The following is a 17,727-nucleotide window of genomic DNA, read 5'->3' as shown; positions in this document are numbered from 1 at the left end:
GCAGCCATCCGGCTCCGCCCAAAGAGCTTCACCGGACACAGGCGCCGTTCGTCCGCACGCAGAAGGACCTCACGAGGTTCATCTCGCCCTGGTCCCGCATTCGCGTGCCCGACGCTGCCGCGTCCACCGCACCCCGATCCACGTTCGTTACGACGTACGATCGCCCCTCTTCATGGACCGGAATGGGGGACGTATACTGTAATTCCGAATTTCTGTAAAGCAGAATCTTTTTTGTGGAAGAGGCTTGACGGTTTTTTTCATTGGGCAGGTGTTTTGCCCGACGGGTCGACATGGGCTGGCGATTTTGATGGGTTCGCTGGTCTCTATTCATCCTATATGCTTTGGTTTGCTCTTGCGGCATTATCTAAGTCAGAAGTTTGCCAAGACTCGTAGTCCTACATGCTTATACCACCATGACCGCCCTGATATTCGATCCGATTTACACCTCATACAACGACCGGGCGAGCCAGTTTACGGAACTTGCGCGACAACGAATGTCTCGACCTGTTCGTCGATTGCCCTTCTTCGATGGTCAAACGGATGGACAAAAATGGCTCGAACGAGTGTGGGCCGCCGTTGCTGAGGCAGAGATAATCATTTGCCTCGGTGATTATGTCACTCTGCGTCAAGTTGGATCTGATGCGCCCCGTCTGCTGCAACGGATCAAAGAAAAAGCTTCTGAGGGATGCCCCATTCTCTTCCAAGTCGGTGGAATGCGTCACAGCCTATACCATGCACAGCAATTTTGGATGGCGTCGTTGCCCAAATGGGTGACCGGCCGCGTGCCGCGGACACTACATGTTAAGCTTACAAGCGCGCATAATTGCGCAACTCCGGTGTCCTCGCATGATCCCATTCTCCGTGCTCGACCTCGCCCCCATCCGCCAAGGTGGCGATGCGGCGCAGGCGTTTGCCAATTCGCTCGATCTCGCCCAGCATGCCGAGGCTTGGGGCTACAAACGGTTCTGGCTGGCCGAGCATCACAACATGACCGGCATCGCCAGCGCCGCGACGTCGGTGGTGATCGCCCATGTCGCAGGCGGCACCAAGACGATCCGCGTCGGCTCCGGCGGCATCATGCTGCCGAACCATTCGCCTCTGATCATCGCTGAGCAGTTCGGCACGCTGGAGTCGCTGTATCCGGGGCGGATCGATCTCGGGCTCGGGCGTGCACCGGGCACTGACCAGTTCACCGCGCGAGCGCTGCGGCGCGACCTCGCCACGGCTGCCGAAAATTTTCCGCATGACGTCTTGGAATTGCAGGCGCTGCTCGGCGACGTGCAGCCAAACCAGGCCATCCGCGCCGTGCCCGGCATGGGGCTCAAGGTGCCGCTCTGGATCCTCGGCTCGAGCACGTTCGGCGCACAGCTCGCGGCGATGCTTGGCCTGCCCTTCGCGTTCGCCTCGCACTTCGCACCTGGCATGATGATGCAGGCGCTGAGCGAATACCGGTCGCGCTTCGAGCCGTCCGCGCAGCTCGACCGGCCCTATGCGATGATCGGCGTCAACGTGTTCGCCGCCGACAGCGACACTGATGCGCAGCGCATGTTCTCCTCGCTGCAGCAGCAGTTCATCAATTTGCGCCGCGGCACGCCTGGGCCCCTTCCGCCGCCGGTCGACGACATGGACGCGTTATGGTCGCCTGCGGAGAAGGCCGGCGTCGGCCAGTCGCTCGCCTGCTCCGTAGTCGGCTCGCCCGCAGTCATCGAGCGCGGGCTGAAGGCGTTGATCGATCAGACCGGCGCGGACGAATTGATGACGACGGGACAGATCTACGATCACGCCGCGCGGCTTCGCTCCTTCGAGATCGCTGCCGAGGTGCGCGACAGGCTGGGGGCGCCTTGAAGCGAAGATGTTGATATCGGCGAAGACGAAGGCGCACTCGCGCTAAACACTCCGCTGTCGTCCTGGCAAAAGCCAGGACGATATCGAATTTGCCGCCGCGACCTAATTTCGTCACGCTCTAATCCGGAAAGCCGAACAGCTTGGCCGGATTGTGCACCATGATCTTTTCCAGCGTCGCCTGGTCCGGGGCATAGCGGTACATCAGTTCGATCAGGTCGGCATCATTGGGCGGCTGCTTCACCGAGACCGGATGCGGCCAGTCGCTGGCCCAGACGCAACGGTCGGGTGCGGCCTCGATATAGCTGCGCGCGATCGGGATCACGTCGTCGTAAGGAGGGCCGGCCTGCGAGGTCTTCTCGCCAAGCGACAACATGACCCAGAAATTGCCCTTGGCGAGCAGCTCGAGCATCTTGCGCAGATTGGGGTCGTCCTTGCCGCGCACGGGCTCGGGCCGCGCCATGTGGTCAATCAGCACGGGCACATCGAGCTTCTCGTACTTCGCGACGCTTGAGACGATGCCGTCCTTCTCGGGTTGGATCTTGACATACCAGCCGAGCTCGCGGATTCGCGCAATCGCACGGGCGAAGTCCTGATCCGAGAGCACGGCGCCGAGTTCCTGGCGAAAGCTGAAGCGCGCGCCGCGGACGCCTGCGTCATCCAGCTTCGCAAGGTACGCGTCGCTCGCTTCGGCGAAGACCAAGGCGTTGGCGCAGCCGCGATAGTTCGGTCCCATGGCGGCGAGCCCGTCGAGCACAACGGAATGATCCGCGCCATAGGTCGTGGTCTGCACGATGATGCCGCGCTCGATGCCGAGCGTCTTGTGCATGCGCAGCGCCGCCTCCCAAGTCGCCGACGGCATCTGATAGGCCGCACCGGGGCGGATCGGATATTTGTCCAGCGGACCCAGCACGTGAAACTGGCTGTCGACTGTCTTCGGCGGCGGCGCCTTGAGCGGGCGGCGCGGATTGGGGTCGAACGGCAGATAGGTCGGCATGCGCAATGCTCCTTCAGTCGATCACGGCGGTGAAGTCGCACTGCACCAGCGCGCCGCCATCCATGTTGTCCATCGGCAGCGCGTGGCGCGCCGGGCGCGAATGTTCGTCCGGAAACATCTTCAACCACTCGGCGTTGACCGGGCCGCGCTGCGAGCGATCCTTCAGCCACACCGTCATCTTGATGATGTCATCGGTGGTGCCGCCGGCGGCCTCCACCGTCGCCTTCATATGCGCGAACATGTTGGCGCATTGGGCCTCCAGGCTCTCCGGCATGGAGCCGGTCGCGCCATCGCGGCCGAGGATGACGCCCGACATCACGAGATTGCCGATACGGCAGGCGTTCGGAATCGGATTGGCGTGCTTGAAGCCGCCGATGTGAATGCTCTTGCGCCGCGTATGACCCGTCATCGTTCGCTTCCTCTTGCTTGTTGGTTCAGACAAACTGGCACGACACCGAACCGAACCCGCCATAGTCGGCGTGGAACGTGTCGCCGCGGCGGATGTCGACCGGCCGCGTGAACGATCCCGCCAGCACGACCTCGCCGGCGGCGAGATATTCGTCGTGTGGCGCGAGCCGGTTGGCGAGCCAGGCGATCCCGTTGGCGGGATGGTTGAGCACGCCGGCGGCAAGCCCGGTCTCCTCGACCTCGCCGTTGCGGAACAAGAGCGCGCCGATCCAGCGCAAGTCGGCATCCATCGGGCGGAACGGCCGCCCGCCCAGCACGAGCGCGGCGTTCGCGGCATTGTCCGAGATCGTGTCCATGACCTTGCGGGTCTTGCCGGTTTCGGGATCGACGCGGTGCATGCGCGTCTCCAGGATCTCGAGCGCCGGCGTCACGTAGTCGGAGGCGTTGAGCACGTCGAAGATGGTGCAGTCCGGCCCGCGCAGCGGCGCTTTCAGCACGAAGGCGAGCTCGACCTCGATTCTTGGCGCGTGAAAGCGATCGAACGGAATGGGGCCGGCGTCCGCATAGAACATGTCGGCGAACAGCACGCCGTAATCGGGCTCAGTGATGCCGACCGCATTCTGCATCGCCTTCGAGGTCAGGCCGATCTTGTGACCCCTGATGACGCGGCCGCAGCCGAGCTGGAGCTTGGTCCAGGCGCGCTGGATGGCATAGGCGTCCGCGATGGTGATGCCGGGATGGTCCTTCGAAAACATCGGGATCAGCGTCTTGGTGCGCTCGGCCTCGTCCAGGCTGTTGGCGAGACGTTCAATCGTGGCGACATCGAGCACGGCTTAACTCTCCGCCGCCACTGTATTGCTGAGCACGCCGATGCGGCGCGACTCGACCTCGACGACGTCGCCGACCTTAAGCCATCGTGGTGGATCAAAACGCGCGCCGGCCCCGGTCGGCGTGCCCGTCACGATCATGTCGCCCGGCTTCAGCGTGGCGAAGGTGGAGAGATAGGAGATCAGGAAGTCGAACGGGAACATCAGCCGTTCGGTCGTATCCTGCTGGCGCACCTCGCCGTTCACGCGCGTGACGATGTCGTGCGGACCGCGCGGATCGAGCTCGTCCGCCGTGACGATCCACGGGCCGATGCTGCCGGAGCGATCGAAATTCTTGCCCTGCGTGACGTTGAACTTGCCGTGGCGCAGCCAATCCCGCACGGTGCCCTCGTTGCACAGCGTCATGCCGAAGATGTGCGACCAGGCTTTTTCGCGTGGAATGTGTCGGCCGCCTTGGCCGATCACGATGACCAGCTCGCCCTCGTAATCAAGCTGCTCCGACACGTTCGGCTTCTCGATCGACTGGCCAGAGCCGGTCATCGAGGACATGCTGCGCACGAACAGGCTCGGATATTTTGGCAGATCGGAATTGTCTTTGTATTCCGCGTTGCGCTCGGCGTAGTTGACGCCGATGCACCAGAGCTTTTCCGGCGCGAGCACCGGCGGGAGCAGGACCAGGTCCGCAAGCGCATAGTCGGGCTTCTGCCCGGCCACCGCTTCTTGCGCATCGGCGAGCGCATTGGCCGCAATCAGCGCCTTCACATCGGAGAAGTCCCGGCCAATCCGCCTGGTCAGATCGACGACACCGCCTTCGACGGCCGCGCCGTAACGCAGCTCCCCGTCCACCTGATAGCTCAGCAGTCGCATTGTCGTTCTCCCAAATTATTCAGGCGGCGCGACGGGTATGCGCCGGCCCGCGCTCAATCGGTCGATTTCGGAGTCTGGAAGACGGTGTGCAGCGTCACGATCTCGCCGAGACGGGCATAGCGCGGCCCGCCAATGCGGGCGATCGGGTCGAGCGCCTCGGTCTCGACCTTGCCGTTGGTCAGAAGGCCGTCGCGGAGGTGGAACATCACGACCTCGCCGACGATGAGCCGGCTGCGGGCTTCTCCGAATTCGAGGCACTGCCGGAAGCGGCATTCCATCGCGACCGGCGCGGCGGCGAGCCGCGGCACCTTGATGCGCTCGCTGGGATGCGTCTCGAGGCCAAGCGCCTCGACCTCGCTGACCTCGGGCGGATGCTCGATGGAGCTGTCGTGCACCGCATTCATCAGCGGAGTGTCGGCGATGTGAATCACGTATTCCTCGGTATCGAGGATGTTGTGCGCGGTGTCCTTGTAGTCGCTTCCCTTGCGGCCGACGCTGATGGCGAGCATCGGCGGCTTCTGCGAGACGAAGGTGAAGGCGCTGAAAGGCGCGAGATTGAGCACGCCGTTCCGCGACAGGCTGGTCACCCAGGCGATCGGGCGCGGCACCACGATGCCGGTCATCAGCCGATAGATGCGCTCTGCGCCGAGATCGCTAGGATCGATCTGCATCGCTCAGTCAGCCCTGATGTTGGCCTTGCGCACGATCGGAATCCACTTGGCATCCTCGCGCTCCAGATAGGCCGTGAACTCGGCCGGCGTCATCGGAACCGCTTCCGCTCCGAGCTTGTCGAACTTGTCCACCACGCCGGGGTCTTTGAGGATCGCCACCAGCGTCTCATGCAGCTTGTCCACGACCGGCGCCGGCGTGCCGGCAGGCGCGAACAGGCCGGTGAAGGTCTGGGCATCGAAATCCTTGTAGCCAAGCTCGGCGAAGGTCGGCACGTCAGGCAGCGCTTTCAGGCGATGCGGGCTGGTGACGGCAAGCGCGCGGAACAGGCCGGTCTTGATGTATTGCAGGCTGACCGAAAGCTGGTCGAAGGCGAACTGCACCTGGCCGCCGAGCAGGTCGTTGGTCGCCGGCGCATTGCCGCGGTAATGCGCGGTGACCCATTGCAGGCCAAGGCTGGACTGCATCAATTCGCTGAGGAGATGGTTGGTGGTTCCCGGACCGGGCGAGGCCATCGTCAGCTTGCCAGGCTCGCGCTTGGCAAGGTCGAGAAACTCCTTGAAGTTCGCAGCCTGGACGGATGGGTGGACCTCGAGCACCAGCGGCGTCATCGAGATGGTCGAGATGGGGAGGAAATCCCGCTTCCAGCTATAGGCGTCGCGCTTGTTGATCTCGGTCGCGAACAGCACCGGACCGTTGGCGCCGACGAACAGCGTGTAGCCGTCGTTCGGCGATTTCGCGAAGGCTTCGCCAGCGATCATGCCGCCGGCACCGGCCTTGTTCTCGATGATGAAGGGCTGGCCGAGCCGCTCCTGAAGCTTGTCGGCGACAATGCGAGCCGCGCTGTCGACATTGCCGCCGGCCGGATAGGGCACGATCAGCTTGACATTGCGCGCCGGCCATTGCTGGCCCGACGCGGGACCCGCCAGCATCGCCGCCACCGCAGCCATGGCTATCCAGAGCAGTCTCATCTCAGCCTCCCACGAGCGGATCCGGGGCCGCCCTCTTCTCAAAAGTCCATCGGCGCCGTGCGCAGCGCCTCCGATCCAACGCAATGTGTCGATTCCGGACTTTACCTGTCGACCGAATTATGCGGTTCTTGTCCATATTATGGACAAGACACCCGGCCTCTCCGCGGAACCGCGACGGGGCGCGCAGGCGATCCGGCGCGCGCTCGCGGTGCTGCGCATTCTTGCCGCAGGCCGCGAGGACGGTGTGCCGCTGACCGAGGTCGTGCAGGTCACCGGCCTCACCCGTCCGACGGTGCATCGCATCGTCCACGTGCTGATCGAGGAAGGTATAGTCGAACGGCAGGGCAAGACCGGCCGTTACGCGATCGGCAACCAAGTGCCGGAATTGGCGCTGGCCCGCGCCCGGCCTTCGCCGCTGCTGGTTGCGGCAGGCCCTTCGCTGCGGCGCGCATCCGCCGACATCGGCGACACGCTGTTCCTGACGGTGCGGACCGGAAACGACACGCTGTGCGTCGACCGCAGGATCGGCGCCTATCCGATCCAGGTGCTATCGATCGAGGTCGGCGCGCGCCGGCCGCTCGGCGTCAGCAGCGCGGGCGTCGCGATCCTTGCCGCAATGGCGGCGCAGGACGCGCGAAAAGTCGTCGCGGCCAACGAGAAGCGGTTCGACGCCTACCGCACCGATGTCGCGACCGTGCTCGCCCAGGTCACCGCAGCGCGGCGGCGGGGATACAATTTGCGCGAGATCGGCTTGGTGCAGGGCACGAAATCGATCTCCACCTGGATCAAGACTCCCGACGGGCGGCCCGCCGCGGCAATGACCGTCTCCGCCGTGCGGACGCGGCTCGGCCCCCGCCGTGAGCAGGAAGTCGTGGACATCCTGCTGCGCGAGGCCCGCGCCATCGAGCAGAACATCCGGAGTGGGTTTGGCTAGCGCTGCGCGGCGTCGCACCGCGCTGTCAATGGGCTGACGCGGCGCGCCGATTTGTGGCACAAGGGCCGCCTCTCTCGACCGACCAACGAGGCCACGCATGCCCGCGCCCAAGCCGCCAGCCTTTGAGACCCTGAGCCTGCATGCGGGCCAGCATCCGGATCCAGTGACCGGCGCCCGAGCGGTGCCGATCTACCAGACCACGTCCTACGTGTTCCAGGATTCCGATCACGCGGCGGCGCTGTTCAACCTCGAGCGGGCCGGCCACATCTATACCCGCATCTCCAATCCGACCACGGGCGTGCTCGAGGAGCGTCTCGCGGCGCTGGAAGGCGGCGTTGGCGCAATCTGCACCGCAAGCGGTCAGGCGGCGATGCATCTGGCCATCGCCACGCTCCTCAATGCCGGCGACCACATCGTGGCGTCGAGCTCGCTCTATGGCGGCACGATCAACCTGCTCGCGCACACGCTGCCACGCTTCGGCATCACCACGACATTCGTGAAGCCACGCGACCTCGACGCCTTCCGCTCGGCGCTCAAGCCGAACACAAAACTCGTGATCGGCGAGACCATCGGCAATCCCGGGCTCGAGGTGCTGGACATTCCGAAGGTCGCGGCCATCGCGCATGATGCGAAAATCCCCCTGCTGATCGACAACACCTTTGCCACGCCCTATCTCAGCCGCCCGATCGAGCTAGGGGCCGACATCGTCATGCATTCGGCGACCAAATGGATCGGCGGACACGGCATCGCGATCGGCGGCGCCGTCATCGACGGCGGCCGCTTCGACTGGCGCGCGTCGGCCAAGTTCGGCGTGCTGACGGAGCCCTATGGCGGCTATCACGGCATCGTCTTCGACGAGCAATTCGGCACCGCCGCCTTCATCATGCGCGCACGCACGGAGGGCTTGCGCGATTTCGGCGCCTGCCTGTCGCCGACCAATGCGTTCCAGCTCCTGCAGGGCGTGGAGACGCTCGGCGTGCGCATGGACCGCCACATGCAGAACACGCATCTGGTGCTGGAGGCGCTGAAGGCCAACAAGGCGGTCGACTGGGTGCTGCACCCTTCGCTGGAGAATCACCCCGACTACCGGCTTGCCAAGCAGCTTCTGCCGCGCGGCGCCGGCTCGATCGTCTCCTTCGGCATCAAGGGCGGGCGAGCCGCCGGCCGCAAATTCATCGAGTCGCTGCGCATGATCAGCCATCTCGCCAATGTCGGCGATGCCAAGACGCTGGTGATCCATCCCGCCAGCACCACGCATCAGCAGATGGATGCCGAGCAGCTCAAGGCCGCCGGCGTCGGCGAGGAGCTGGTGCGGTTGTCGGTCGGCATCGAGACGGCCTCCGACATCATTGACGATCTCGCCCAAGCGCTGCGCATCTCGCAAAAGGTCTGAAGCCATGAAGCTCTCCGTCAACGGCGCCGAGGTGTTTGTCGCGACCGGCGGCCGCGAATTCGACAAGTCCCTGCCCGCGGTGGTGTTCATCCATGGCGCAGGCTTCGACCATTCGACCTGGGCGCTGCACACGCGCTGGTTCGCGCACCATGGGTTTGGCGTGCTGGCGCCTGACCTGCCCGGCCATGGCCGTTCGGCCGGCCCCTCGCTCCCAGGCATCGCGGAGATGGCTGACTGGACGGCTGCGCTGCTCGACGCCGCCGGCGCGGCCAAGGCGCATCTGATCGGCCACTCCATGGGATCGCTGATCTCGCTGGAGACCGCCGCGCGGCATCCCGACAGGGTCTCCGCGCTGAGCCTGATCGGCACCGCCGCGACCATGACGGTCGGACCGGATCTCCTAAAGGCCGCCGAAGCCAACGATCAGGATGCCATCGACATGGTCTCGATCTGGGGTCTCGGCTTCAAGGCCGAGCTCGGCGGCAGCCTCGCGCCGGGCCTGTGGATGCATGGCGGCGCGCAGGCGGTGCTTAAAGCTTGCGAGCCGGACGTGCTGTTCAGGGACCTATCCGCCTGCAATTCCTATACGAATGCCCTCACCGCTGCCGCCAGCGTCAAGGTGCCGACCACGCTCATCCTGGGCGAACGGGACATGATGACGCCGGCGAAGGCCGGCAAGGCGCTCGCGGCGGCGATCCCGCATGCGAGGACCGTCGTGGTGCCGGGCGCAGGCCACATGATCATGGCCGAGCGTCCCGACGAATTGCTGGCGGCGCTGAGGAACTGAGACGGATCAATCTTCCGTCTGATGCGTTGCGGTCAGATATCCCTGTAAATCCAAAGGGGAACTCGACCCATGCCAAGACAGGAAGTCGTTCGCAAAGCCAAGCAGGACAAGCGCACGGGCAAGTCGCCGAGCACGCAGGCCGGCGAATTCGTCAAGGACGAGATCGACAAGATCAGGAAGGGCAAGCATGGCGCGCGCTCGACGCGCCAGGCCATCGCCATCGGTCTCTCCGAGGCGCGGCGCGCCGGCGTCGATCTGCCGCCGCCACGCAAAGGGCGGACCAAGAAGGCTACGCGCCGCAGCGCCAAATACGCCTATGAGGCCGGCCAGGGCAAGCGGCATCCGAAGAAGCGACCGCGCGTGTCGCGCGCGGTGGAAGGAGTCCTGAAGAAGGAGCCGCGATCAGCCGCATCGCGCCGCGCGCTGTCGAAGCAAGGCAAGCGCGCCGCGAGCCATCGCAGCGCCGCGTCGCGTTCGGCCGCCGCGCGCAAGGCCAGCCGCACCAAGGGCGCCAAGGCCCGCTCCACCGCCGCGAAGAAGGCGGCACGCACCAGGGCACGCCGCCGGCGTTGAGCAGGTGCACCGGCTCACGCGCCAGACGCCCCGAGCCGGCGGCTCAGATGGCGAGAAATGAAGAGTTCGCCCGCTGACGCCGTTCCGAGAACACCGCGCGAGCGGCGCGCTCGGCCTCGCGAGCTGAGCGGAACTGGCGACCTTCGAGGCTGTCGAACAGGCGCTCGGATGAGAAGAAGCGGAAGCCGCGCGCATCCCGGGTAATGATGCCGGCGGCGCGATCGTGAATTTCGATGATGTAGGCGTTCGACTGGGCTTGGGACATGGCTGCTCGTTCGTCGCGGATGCGACGTTCCTGTCGGTTGTTTGCGGTGGGGATTGCTAGGCGGCTGCGGTCAGCAACAACAGGCGCCGGTCGCCGCGGAGAAACAGCGTCGCGTCATGCACTCATGCATGTCGCCCCAAATACGCTGGTGATCGCTTCTCATGTCGCGGCTTCGGCTCTGGGAGCAGTTTCGATGCCTCGAATATCGAGCGATCGGCGCGATTGGTCAATGAAATGGCTATCCATATTTGCACCCCGCACATATCGGTGCTTCTCTCGGCGCAAACGGCGGCAATTGGATTCATCTCGCGATGAGTTCAATTCGGGCGAGCCACCGGCGTGGTACGGTCTGACCGGCAGGCGACGAACGAGAAGGACGGTCGGGACATGGCGGACAATTTGAAAGGGCATACCGCGCTCGTCACCGGCGGCTCGCGCGGGATCGGCGCGGCGGTCTGCCGCGCATTGGCCGAGGCCGGCGCGGCCGTGGCAATCAACTGCCGCGAGCGGATCGGACAGGCCGAGCAATTGGCGAACGAGATCAGCAAACGTGGCGGTCGCGCAATCGCCGTGGCCGCCGACGTGTCGCAGCGCGAGGCCGTCGCCGGAATGATCGAGCACGTAGCGGCGGTGCTCGGCCCCGTCGACATCCTCGTCAACAATGCCGGCATCGCCATCACGCGCGGCGTCGATGATCTCACCGAAGACGATTTCGACCGCACGATGCTCGTCAACCTGAAATCCGCCTTCCTGTGCACGCAGGCGGTGCTACCGGCGATGCGCGCGCGGAAATGGGGCCGCATCGTCAACATCTCCTCCGGTGCGGCGCGAGGCGCCGGCGCGATCGGGCCGCACTACAATGCGTCGAAGGCCGGCGTGGAGGGTCTGACGCGCGGCTATGCAGCACGCCTGGTGAAGGAAGGAATCACCGTCAATGCGGTGGCACCCTCGCTGATCGAGACCGACATGATGAGCGGTCAGCCGCAACTCGTCAGCCGCATCCCGCTCGGCCGCTTCGGCACCGCGGACGAGGTCGCCAAGGCCGTGATGCTGCTGGTCGACAACGCCTACATGACCGGACAGACGGTCGCGCTCAGCGGCGGGATGGCGTTTAATTGAGCCGATTTGCGATCTCTCTTCCCTTCTCCCCTTGTGGGAGAAGGTGGCGCGAAGCGCCGGATGAGGGGTCTCTATCGGCGAACTCGATCGCGAGAGGTCAAGCGCGGCGACAAACCCCTCACCCGTCTCGCCGCTTTGCGGCGAGCCACCCTCTCCCACAACAAGGGGAGAGGGAAACTACCACATCGTCGCCGCGGCGCGCTCGGGCCAGATGCGGTCGTATTCTTCGCCGCCGACCTTGTTCTGGCTCATCTCGGCGAGAATCTGGCCGGGTGTCGGCAGCGTCTTCGGATCGACGCGCCTGTCGGGATTCCAGAGGTCGGAGCGGACGATGGCTCGGGCGCACTGGAAATAAATCTCCTCCACCGTCATCACCATGACGCTGCGCGGCGCCTTGCCGTCGACCTTGAAAGAGGCCAGCAGCTCGGGATCGACGGAGAGATGGGCACGGCCGTTGACGCGGATCGCGTTGCCCGAGCCGGGGATCAGGAACATCAACGCGACGCGCGGATCGCGCACGATGTTGCGCAGGGAATCGACCCGATTGTTGCCGCGGCGATCCGGCAGCATCAGTGTCTTCGGATCATGAATCCGGACGAAGCCGGGCAGATCGCCGCGCGGAGAGCAGTCGATGCCCTCCGGCCCTATGGTCGCGAGTGCCGCGAACGGCGCCTTCTCGATGAAGATGCGATAAAGCGGCGTAACATGGTCGGCGACTTTCACGGTCGAGGCGTCGTTGGTGACACCGTAGATGGCTTCGAGTTGTTCGACCGTTTCAATCACCGACATTCCATTCTCCTGGTTGCGCCGGCCGCTACTCGTGCCAGCCTTCGTTCCTGATCACGCGCACGAGCTGGCGGCCGTGGTACTCGGCGCTGCCGGCATTGACGATAGTGACATCTGCCTGCGCTGCCGTCTCCTCGACGCTGCGGGCGAGCCGCTCCGCGATGTTGCCATCGCTGAGTCGTGCCCGCGCGGCGAGCCGCTGGGCCAGCACGTCCGGCGGCGCCGTGATCGCGACCACCACGACATTGGCATAAGCGCCGCGCAGCTCGCCAATCACCGTGCGCGAGACATTAATGACGACCGTCCGACCCGCACGGATGTCGTCGTTGATTTCGCGCGGCAGGGCGTAGCAATGCCCGTGCGCCTGCCAATGCACGGCGAAATCGCCGTGGTCGAGGGCGCGCCGGAATTCGTCGGGACTGACAGCCAAATTGTCTTCGGCCACCGACGATTCCCGCGTCACGACACGGCGGGGGAAGGCGACGTTGTGATCGTCGATGCAGGCTGCTTGTGCGAGCCGCAGCAACGTGTCCTTGCCTGCGCCGCTCGGACCGACCACGAGGACAAGCCGTCCCGGCCCGATCGCGGACGCCTGCTCCTGCGCAATCGCCACTATCTCGCTCATGCGACGCGGCTTCCTTCACGCCAGACGCTGCGGACCGCGGGAACGCGGCCGGCAAGGTGTACACGGATCAGGTCGGCGCGCTTGCCGATCGCAATCTCGCCGCGATCGGAGAGCCCGACCGCGTCCGCCGGGGCCTTGGTCACGGTGCGGATCGCCGCGGGCAGATCGATCGCCGGCACATGCTCCGGCAGTTGCAGTGCCGCCATCAGCAGGCTGGAGGGGATGTAGTCGGACGACAGGATGTCGAGCAGACCCTCGCGCGCGAGGTCGACCGCAGCGATGTTGCCGGAGTGCGAGCCGCCACGCACGACGTTGGGCGCGCCCATCAGGATATCGATGCCGGCCCGATGGAGCCCGCGCGCGGCCTCGATCGTGGTCGGGAATTCCGCCACCGCCACGCGGTCGCGCACGGCGTCCGCGACGTTCTCCTCGGTGGTGTCGTCATGGCTCGCCAACGGGATGCCATGTTCATGCGCCAGCGCCACGATCGCGCGCATGTTGGTCGTGGCGTAGGCCTTCTGGTACTCGAAGCGCCGCGCGAACAGCGCGTCGAGCTCGGCATCGGTCTTGCCGCCGCCCTTGCCGCGATAATAGTCGCGCAGCTTGACCTCGTCGCGGAACTGGCGCTGGCCGGGAGTGTGGTCCATCAGCGACATCAGCCGCACATCGGGGCGGTCGACCAGCTCCTTGGCCTCCTCGACCACGCTCGGCATCGGGATTTCGCAGCGCAGATGCAGGAAGTGATCGGCGCGCAGCAGATTGTTCTCGCGCGCGACCGAGATCGCCGCCGCGAGCGTGCCCGCTCGGCCATCGACCTCCTCGGCGCCGTCCTCGCGCCAGACCCGCAGCGAATCGAGCACGGTGGTGATGCCCGAAGTGGCGAGCTGGCCGTCATAGGAGAGGACAGCCGCGACCGGATCCCAGAACACCTTTGGGCGCGGCACGTAGTGCGCCTCGAGATGGTCGGTGTGGAGCTCGATCAGGCCGGGCGTGAGCAGATCGCCGCCGGCATCCTCCGCGCCCGCGGGCGCCCTGCCCTCGCCGATCTCGGCGATGCTCCCGTCCGCAACGGCAACCCAGCCCCGTTCGATCACCCGGTCGGCCAGCACGATCCTGGCGTTGGCGATCACGGTTTCATTCGGCTTGGCGTTCATGTCCTTCTCGTCCTTCAGGCCGCGGCGGCAAAGGTGGTGACGTCGACGATGCGGTCGGCGATCAAATGGCGGATCTCGTCGTCATGGACAATCGCGACCATTGCGACGCCGCGGCGCTTCTTCTCGCCGATCAGCTCGACTACCACGGCGCGATTAGCGGCATCGAGGGAGGCGGTCGGTTCGTCGAGCAGCAGGATCGGCAGCTCCGAAATGAAACCGCGCGCGATGTTGACGCGCTGCTGCTCGCCGCCGGAAAACGTCGCCGGCGGAAGCTGCCAGAGCCGTTCGGGAATGTTGAGCCGATGCAGCAGGCCGCCTGCGCGCTGCTGCGCGTCGGCACGCGCCATACCACCAGCGATCAGGGGCTCGGCGACGACGTCGATGGTGGCAACCCGCGGCACCGCGCGCAGAAACTGGCTGACATAACCGATGGTCGAACGGCGGACGTTGAGGACCTGCCGCGGTTCGGCGGTGGCGAGGTCGATCAGCCCGCCGCGGTGGCGAATGCCGATGCGGCCGGAGTCGCAGCGATAGTTCCCGAATATCATCTTCAGGATCGACGACTTGCCTGCACCGGACGGACCGGACAGCACGACGCATTCGCCGGGATCGACGTGGAAGGTCACGCCGCGGACCACTGGCAGCTCGATGCCGCCTTGCAGGTGCATCGTAAAGGTCTTCTTGGCATCGGCGATGTCGATCATGGCAGTCATCGGCGGGCTCATGGCGGCAGAATCGAGGAAACGAGGAGTTGGGTGTAGGGCTCGCGCGGATCGTCGAGCACCTGGTCGGTGAGGCCGGTCTCGATGACACGGCCGCCCTTCATCACCATCACGCGATGCGACAACAGCCGCGCGACCGCGAGATCGTGGGTGACGATGACGACGGCGAGGTGCAGTTCGGCGACGAGGTTGCGCAACAGATCGAGCAGGCGGGCCTGCACGGAGACGTCGAGGCCGCCGGTCGGCTCGTCCATGAACACAAGGCGCGGCTCGGTAACGAGATTGCGGGCGATCTGGAGGCGCTGGCGCATGCCGCCGGAATAGGTACGCGGCGCATCGTCGATGCGCGCGACGTCGATCTCGACCCGCGTCAGCCAGTCGGACGCGGTGTCGCGGATACGGCCGTAGTGATTCCAGCCCACCGCCATCAACCGCTCGCCGACATTGGCGCCGGCCGAGACCGCCATGCGCAGGCCCTGCGCCGGATCCTGGTGCACATAGCCCCAATCGGTGCGGAACAGAAAGCGCCGCTCAGCCTCGCCAAGCGTCGCAAGGTCACGCCTGACGCCATCGCGCATCCGGTAGGACACGCAGCCCCCGCTCGGCGCGAGCTGGCCCGACAACAATTGCAGCAGCGTCGACTTGCCCGAGCCGGATTCGCCGACGATCGCCAGCACCTCGCCCGGATAGAGCGCAAAGGAGACGTCGCGGCAGGCGGCGATCCTGCCGTAGGATTTGCTCAAGGCCTCCGCGATCAGCAGCGGCTGATCGTTCTCGACCTTCTCCTGGTCAACCATTTGATCCCCCTTGCGCCCTCTCCTTGTAAGGCGCGGCACTCAGGCTGCCGTGATGGCCGGCGGCCTGGCGGCCCTCGCAATAATCGGTGTCCGAGCACACGAACATGCGTCCGCCCCTGTCGTCGGTGACGATCTCGTCGAGGTAGGAATTTTCCGCCCCGCACAGCGCGCAAGGCGCGTTGAAGCGGTAGGGCTCGAACGGATGGTCCTCGAAATCGAGCGATACCACCTGCGTGTAGGGCGGGATCGCATAGATGCGCTTCTCGCGGCCGGCGCCGAAGAGCTGCAGCGCCGGGCAGTTATCCATCTTCGGATTGTCGAATTTCGGCGTCGGCGACGGGTCCATCACATAGCGCGCGTTCACCTTCACCGGATAGGCGTAGGCGGTCGCGATGTGACCGAAGCGGGCGATGTCCTCGTAGAGCTTCACATGCATCAGGCCGTATTCGCCGAGCGCATGCATGCGCCGCGTCTCGGTCTCGCGCGGCTCGAGGAAGCGTAGCGGCTCGGGAATCGGCACCTGGTAGACCAGCACCTGATTTTCTTGCAGCGCCGCCTCGGGGATGCGGTGACGGGTCTGGATCACGGTCGCATCTTCCGTCGCGGTCGTCGTGGCAACTCCGGCGGTCTTGGCGAAGAATTTGCGGATCGAGATCGCGTTCGTGGTGTCGTCGGAACCCTGGTCGATCACCTTCAGCACGTCCCGAGGACCGAGGATCGCCGCGGTCACCTGCACGCCGCCGGTGCCCCAGCCATAGGGCATCGGCATTTCGCGGCTGGCAAACGGCACCTGATAGCCGGGGATTGCGATCGCCTTGAGGATCGCGCGACGGATCATCCGTTTGGTTTGTTCGTCGAGATAGGCGAAATTGTAGGCAGGCGCGTTCATTCCGCGGCCTCCTTCATCGGCTCGACCGCATTGGCCTCTGCGAATTCCTGACGCAGCTTGCGCAGCAGGCCGAGCTCGGACTGGAAGTCGACATAGTGCGGCAGCTTCAGATGCTCGACGAAGCCGGTCGCCTGGACGTTGTCCGAATGCGACATCACGAATTCCTCGTCCTGCGCCGGCGCCCCCACCTCCTCGCCGAGCTCGCGCGCCCGGAGCGCACGGTCGACCAGCGCCATCGACATGGTCTTGCGCTCGCTCTGGCCGAAGGCGAGGCCATAGCCGCGGGTGAAGCACGGCGCCTCGGTGGCCGAACCCTTGAACTGGTTGACCATCTGGCATTCGGTGAGTTCGATAGCGCCGAGCGGCACCGCGAAACCGACGTCCTCCGCGAAGAATTCGACCTCGACTTCGCCAAACCGGATCTCGCCGGCGAAAGGATGGTTGCGGCCGTAGCCGCGCTGGGTTGAATAGCCCATCGCCAGCAGAAAGCCTTCGTCACCGCGCGCCAGATTCTGCAGGCGCAGGTCGCGATCGGCCGGGAAGTTCAGCGGCTCGCGCGTGAGATCGCCGACGCTTGCGCCCTCTTCGGCTTGCGGCGAGGACTCGATCAGTCCGTCGCGGCCCAGAATGTCGGTCACACGCGGCGTGGCCGCGGGCGACGCTTCCGCCGTCGCCGGCACCTCCGGTACAAATCCCTCTGCCAGAGTCGGATCGAGCAGGCGATGCGTATAGTCGAAGGTCGGCCCGAGAATCTGGCCGCCCGGAATGTCCTTGAAGGTCGATGATACCCGCCGCTGCACCCGCATCGCGCCGGTGTCGATCGGCTCGCTCGCGCCGAAGCGCGGCAGGGTGGCGCGAAAGGCGCGGACCAGGAAGATCGCCTCGATCAGATCGCCGCGCGCCTGCTTGATCGCGAGCGCCGCGAGCTCGCGGTCATAGAGCGACCCCTCGCTCATGACGCGGTCGACGGCGAGGCCGAGCTGCTCGGATATCTGATCGAGCGTGACCTCCGGAACGCTCCGGTCGCCGCGCCGCGCATGGGCCAGCAGGCGATGGGCGTTCTCGATGGCGCGTTCGCCGCCTTTGACTGCGACATACATGC

General features: G+C 65.4%; 20 protein-coding genes. 6 read left to right on the top strand and 14 right to left on the bottom strand.

Annotation, left to right across the window (positions count from 1 at the left end):
• Positions 1–846: 846 nt before the first annotated feature.
• A complete protein-coding gene (locus MTR72_RS06650) occupies positions 847–1,845 on the top strand; it encodes an LLM class flavin-dependent oxidoreductase (protein WP_280968054.1) in 999 nt (332 codons plus the stop codon).
• A gap of 118 nt (positions 1,846–1,963) precedes the next feature.
• Here the strand turns inward: MTR72_RS06650 and MTR72_RS06645 are convergent, their stop codons facing one another.
• From MTR72_RS06645 to MTR72_RS06620, 6 genes are read right to left on the bottom strand one after another with little or no spacing between them, the layout of a single operon-like run.
• Positions 1,964–2,839, bottom strand: coding sequence for an amidohydrolase family protein (locus MTR72_RS06645; RefSeq protein WP_280968053.1), 876 nt, complete (start codon positions 2,837–2,839; stop codon positions 1,964–1,966).
• A gap of 13 nt (positions 2,840–2,852) precedes the next feature.
• Complete coding sequence (locus tag MTR72_RS06640; RefSeq protein WP_280968052.1) at positions 2,853–3,248, bottom strand: RidA family protein; 396 nt, start codon at positions 3,246–3,248, stop codon at positions 2,853–2,855.
• A 25-nt stretch (positions 3,249–3,273) separates the two neighbouring features.
• Positions 3,274–4,077 carry a 2-oxo-hept-4-ene-1,7-dioate hydratase gene (hpaH, locus tag MTR72_RS06635; RefSeq protein ID WP_341510248.1) on the bottom strand — a complete coding sequence of 268 codons (804 nt, stop codon included), beginning with the start codon at positions 4,075–4,077 and terminating at the stop codon, positions 3,274–3,276.
• A 3-nt stretch (positions 4,078–4,080) separates the two neighbouring features.
• Positions 4,081–4,941 (bottom strand): fumarylacetoacetate hydrolase family protein, encoded by an 861-nt coding sequence (locus MTR72_RS06630; RefSeq protein ID WP_341510247.1) that lies wholly within the window; start codon positions 4,939–4,941, stop codon positions 4,081–4,083.
• Positions 4,942–4,994: 53 nt separating this feature from the next.
• Positions 4,995–5,612, bottom strand: a complete 618-nt coding sequence (locus MTR72_RS06625) for a flavin reductase family protein (protein ID WP_280968049.1) — start codon at positions 5,610–5,612, stop codon at positions 4,995–4,997.
• Between the two features lie 3 nt (positions 5,613–5,615).
• On the bottom strand, positions 5,616–6,581 hold the full coding sequence (locus MTR72_RS06620; RefSeq protein ID WP_280968048.1) for a Bug family tripartite tricarboxylate transporter substrate binding protein: 966 nt from the start codon (positions 6,579–6,581) through the stop codon (positions 5,616–5,618).
• A 139-nt stretch (positions 6,582–6,720) separates the two neighbouring features.
• Here MTR72_RS06620 and MTR72_RS06615 point away from each other — a divergent pair, with 139 nt between their 5' ends.
• From MTR72_RS06615 to MTR72_RS06600, 4 genes are all read left to right on the top strand, one after another.
• Positions 6,721–7,515: an IclR family transcriptional regulator gene (locus MTR72_RS06615; protein WP_280968047.1), complete on the top strand. Its 795-nt coding sequence runs from the start codon at positions 6,721–6,723 to the stop codon at positions 7,513–7,515.
• A gap of 97 nt (positions 7,516–7,612) precedes the next feature.
• Positions 7,613–8,908 carry an O-acetylhomoserine aminocarboxypropyltransferase gene (locus MTR72_RS06610; protein WP_280968046.1) on the top strand — a complete coding sequence of 432 codons (1,296 nt, stop codon included), beginning with the start codon at positions 7,613–7,615 and terminating at the stop codon, positions 8,906–8,908.
• 4 nt (positions 8,909–8,912) lie between these two features.
• Positions 8,913–9,695 carry an alpha/beta fold hydrolase gene (locus tag MTR72_RS06605; RefSeq protein WP_280968045.1) on the top strand — a complete coding sequence of 261 codons (783 nt, stop codon included), beginning with the start codon at positions 8,913–8,915 and terminating at the stop codon, positions 9,693–9,695.
• Positions 9,696–9,764: 69 nt separating this feature from the next.
• Complete coding sequence (locus MTR72_RS06600; protein ID WP_280968044.1) at positions 9,765–10,268, top strand: DUF6496 domain-containing protein; 504 nt, start codon at positions 9,765–9,767, stop codon at positions 10,266–10,268.
• 43 nt (positions 10,269–10,311) lie between these two features.
• On the opposite strand, the gene MTR72_RS06595 is transcribed toward MTR72_RS06600, so the two are convergent.
• Complete coding sequence (locus MTR72_RS06595) at positions 10,312–10,533, bottom strand: hypothetical protein (RefSeq protein WP_280968043.1); 222 nt, start codon at positions 10,531–10,533, stop codon at positions 10,312–10,314.
• 387 nt (positions 10,534–10,920) lie between these two features.
• On the opposite strand from MTR72_RS06595, the gene MTR72_RS06590 reads away from it, so the two are divergent.
• Entirely contained in the window at positions 10,921–11,652 is a 732-nt protein-coding gene (locus tag MTR72_RS06590) for an SDR family NAD(P)-dependent oxidoreductase (RefSeq protein WP_280968042.1), read from the top strand.
• 177 nt (positions 11,653–11,829) lie between these two features.
• On the opposite strand, the gene MTR72_RS06585 is transcribed toward MTR72_RS06590, so the two are convergent.
• From MTR72_RS06585 to MTR72_RS06555, 7 genes are read right to left on the bottom strand one after another with little or no spacing between them, the layout of a single operon-like run.
• A complete protein-coding gene (locus MTR72_RS06585) occupies positions 11,830–12,441 on the bottom strand; it encodes a pyridoxamine 5'-phosphate oxidase family protein (RefSeq protein WP_280968041.1) in 612 nt (203 codons plus the stop codon).
• A gap of 25 nt (positions 12,442–12,466) precedes the next feature.
• Positions 12,467–13,063 (bottom strand): phosphonate metabolism protein/1,5-bisphosphokinase (PRPP-forming) PhnN, encoded by a 597-nt coding sequence (gene phnN / locus MTR72_RS06580; RefSeq protein ID WP_280968040.1) that lies wholly within the window; start codon positions 13,061–13,063, stop codon positions 12,467–12,469.
• On the bottom strand, positions 13,060–14,217 hold the full coding sequence (locus MTR72_RS06575) for an alpha-D-ribose 1-methylphosphonate 5-triphosphate diphosphatase (protein WP_280968039.1): 1,158 nt from the start codon (positions 14,215–14,217) through the stop codon (positions 13,060–13,062). The genes phnN and MTR72_RS06575 overlap by 4 nt, the downstream gene beginning before the upstream one ends.
• A 14-nt stretch (positions 14,218–14,231) precedes the next feature.
• Entirely contained in the window at positions 14,232–14,930 is a 699-nt protein-coding gene (gene phnL, locus MTR72_RS06570) for a phosphonate C-P lyase system protein PhnL (RefSeq protein ID WP_341510246.1), read from the bottom strand.
• Positions 14,931–14,938: 8 nt separating this feature from the next.
• Positions 14,939–15,736: a phosphonate C-P lyase system protein PhnK gene (gene phnK / locus MTR72_RS06565; protein ID WP_280968037.1), complete on the bottom strand. Its 798-nt coding sequence runs from the start codon at positions 15,734–15,736 to the stop codon at positions 14,939–14,941.
• Positions 15,729–16,625 carry an alpha-D-ribose 1-methylphosphonate 5-phosphate C-P-lyase PhnJ gene (locus tag MTR72_RS06560; RefSeq protein ID WP_280968036.1) on the bottom strand — a complete coding sequence of 299 codons (897 nt, stop codon included), beginning with the start codon at positions 16,623–16,625 and terminating at the stop codon, positions 15,729–15,731. Before MTR72_RS06560 ends, phnK begins: the two co-directional genes overlap by 8 nt.
• The gene (locus MTR72_RS06555; RefSeq protein ID WP_341510245.1) at positions 16,622–17,725 is read right to left on the bottom strand and encodes a carbon-phosphorus lyase complex subunit PhnI; all 1,104 of its coding nucleotides are present in this window, start codon (positions 17,723–17,725) and stop codon (positions 16,622–16,624) included. The genes MTR72_RS06560 and MTR72_RS06555 overlap by 4 nt, the downstream gene beginning before the upstream one ends.
• Between the last annotated feature and the right edge of the window lie 2 nt (positions 17,726–17,727).

It is taken from the genome of Bradyrhizobium sp. ISRA442 (genome assembly GCF_038085055.1).
In the GTDB taxonomy this organism is placed as follows: Bacteria; Pseudomonadota; Alphaproteobacteria; order Rhizobiales; family Xanthobacteraceae; genus Bradyrhizobium.
The sequence above is the reverse complement of the archived record's forward strand: the minus strand, read 5'-3'. Positions and strand labels throughout refer to the sequence as shown.

What these genes read in the sequence shown, in the direction of transcription:
- MTR72_RS06560 (WP_280968036.1), bottom strand. Translation starts at nt 16,625, where the DNA reads ATGAACGCGCCTGCCTACAATTTCGCCTATCTCGACGAACAAACCAAA.
- MTR72_RS06585 (WP_280968041.1), bottom strand. Translation starts at nt 12,441, where the DNA reads ATGTCGGTGATTGAAACGGTCGAACAACTCGAAGCCATCTACGGTGTC.
- MTR72_RS06650 (WP_280968054.1), top strand. Translation starts at nt 847, where the DNA reads ATGATCCCATTCTCCGTGCTCGACCTCGCCCCCATCCGCCAAGGTGGC.
- MTR72_RS06645 (WP_280968053.1), bottom strand. Translation starts at nt 2,839, where the DNA reads ATGCCGACCTATCTGCCGTTCGACCCCAATCCGCGCCGCCCGCTCAAG.
- MTR72_RS06600 (WP_280968044.1), top strand. Translation starts at nt 9,765, where the DNA reads ATGCCAAGACAGGAAGTCGTTCGCAAAGCCAAGCAGGACAAGCGCACG.
- MTR72_RS06555 (WP_341510245.1), bottom strand. Translation starts at nt 17,725, where the DNA reads ATGTATGTCGCAGTCAAAGGCGGCGAACGCGCCATCGAGAACGCCCAT.
- MTR72_RS06630 (WP_341510247.1), bottom strand. Translation starts at nt 4,941, where the DNA reads ATGCGACTGCTGAGCTATCAGGTGGACGGGGAGCTGCGTTACGGCGCG.
- MTR72_RS06605 (WP_280968045.1), top strand. Translation starts at nt 8,913, where the DNA reads ATGAAGCTCTCCGTCAACGGCGCCGAGGTGTTTGTCGCGACCGGCGGC.
- MTR72_RS06575 (WP_280968039.1), bottom strand. Translation starts at nt 14,217, where the DNA reads ATGAACGCCAAGCCGAATGAAACCGTGATCGCCAACGCCAGGATCGTG.
- MTR72_RS06610 (WP_280968046.1), top strand. Translation starts at nt 7,613, where the DNA reads ATGCCCGCGCCCAAGCCGCCAGCCTTTGAGACCCTGAGCCTGCATGCG.
- MTR72_RS06625 (WP_280968049.1), bottom strand. Translation starts at nt 5,612, where the DNA reads ATGCAGATCGATCCTAGCGATCTCGGCGCAGAGCGCATCTATCGGCTG.
- MTR72_RS06595 (WP_280968043.1), bottom strand. Translation starts at nt 10,533, where the DNA reads ATGTCCCAAGCCCAGTCGAACGCCTACATCATCGAAATTCACGATCGC.
- MTR72_RS06620 (WP_280968048.1), bottom strand. Translation starts at nt 6,581, where the DNA reads ATGAGACTGCTCTGGATAGCCATGGCTGCGGTGGCGGCGATGCTGGCG.
- phnN (WP_280968040.1), bottom strand. Translation starts at nt 13,063, where the DNA reads ATGAGCGAGATAGTGGCGATTGCGCAGGAGCAGGCGTCCGCGATCGGG.
- MTR72_RS06640 (WP_280968052.1), bottom strand. Translation starts at nt 3,248, where the DNA reads ATGACGGGTCATACGCGGCGCAAGAGCATTCACATCGGCGGCTTCAAG.
- MTR72_RS06590 (WP_280968042.1), top strand. Translation starts at nt 10,921, where the DNA reads ATGGCGGACAATTTGAAAGGGCATACCGCGCTCGTCACCGGCGGCTCG.
- phnL (WP_341510246.1), bottom strand. Translation starts at nt 14,930, where the DNA reads ATGACTGCCATGATCGACATCGCCGATGCCAAGAAGACCTTTACGATG.
- phnK (WP_280968037.1), bottom strand. Translation starts at nt 15,736, where the DNA reads ATGGTTGACCAGGAGAAGGTCGAGAACGATCAGCCGCTGCTGATCGCG.
- MTR72_RS06615 (WP_280968047.1), top strand. Translation starts at nt 6,721, where the DNA reads ATGGACAAGACACCCGGCCTCTCCGCGGAACCGCGACGGGGCGCGCAG.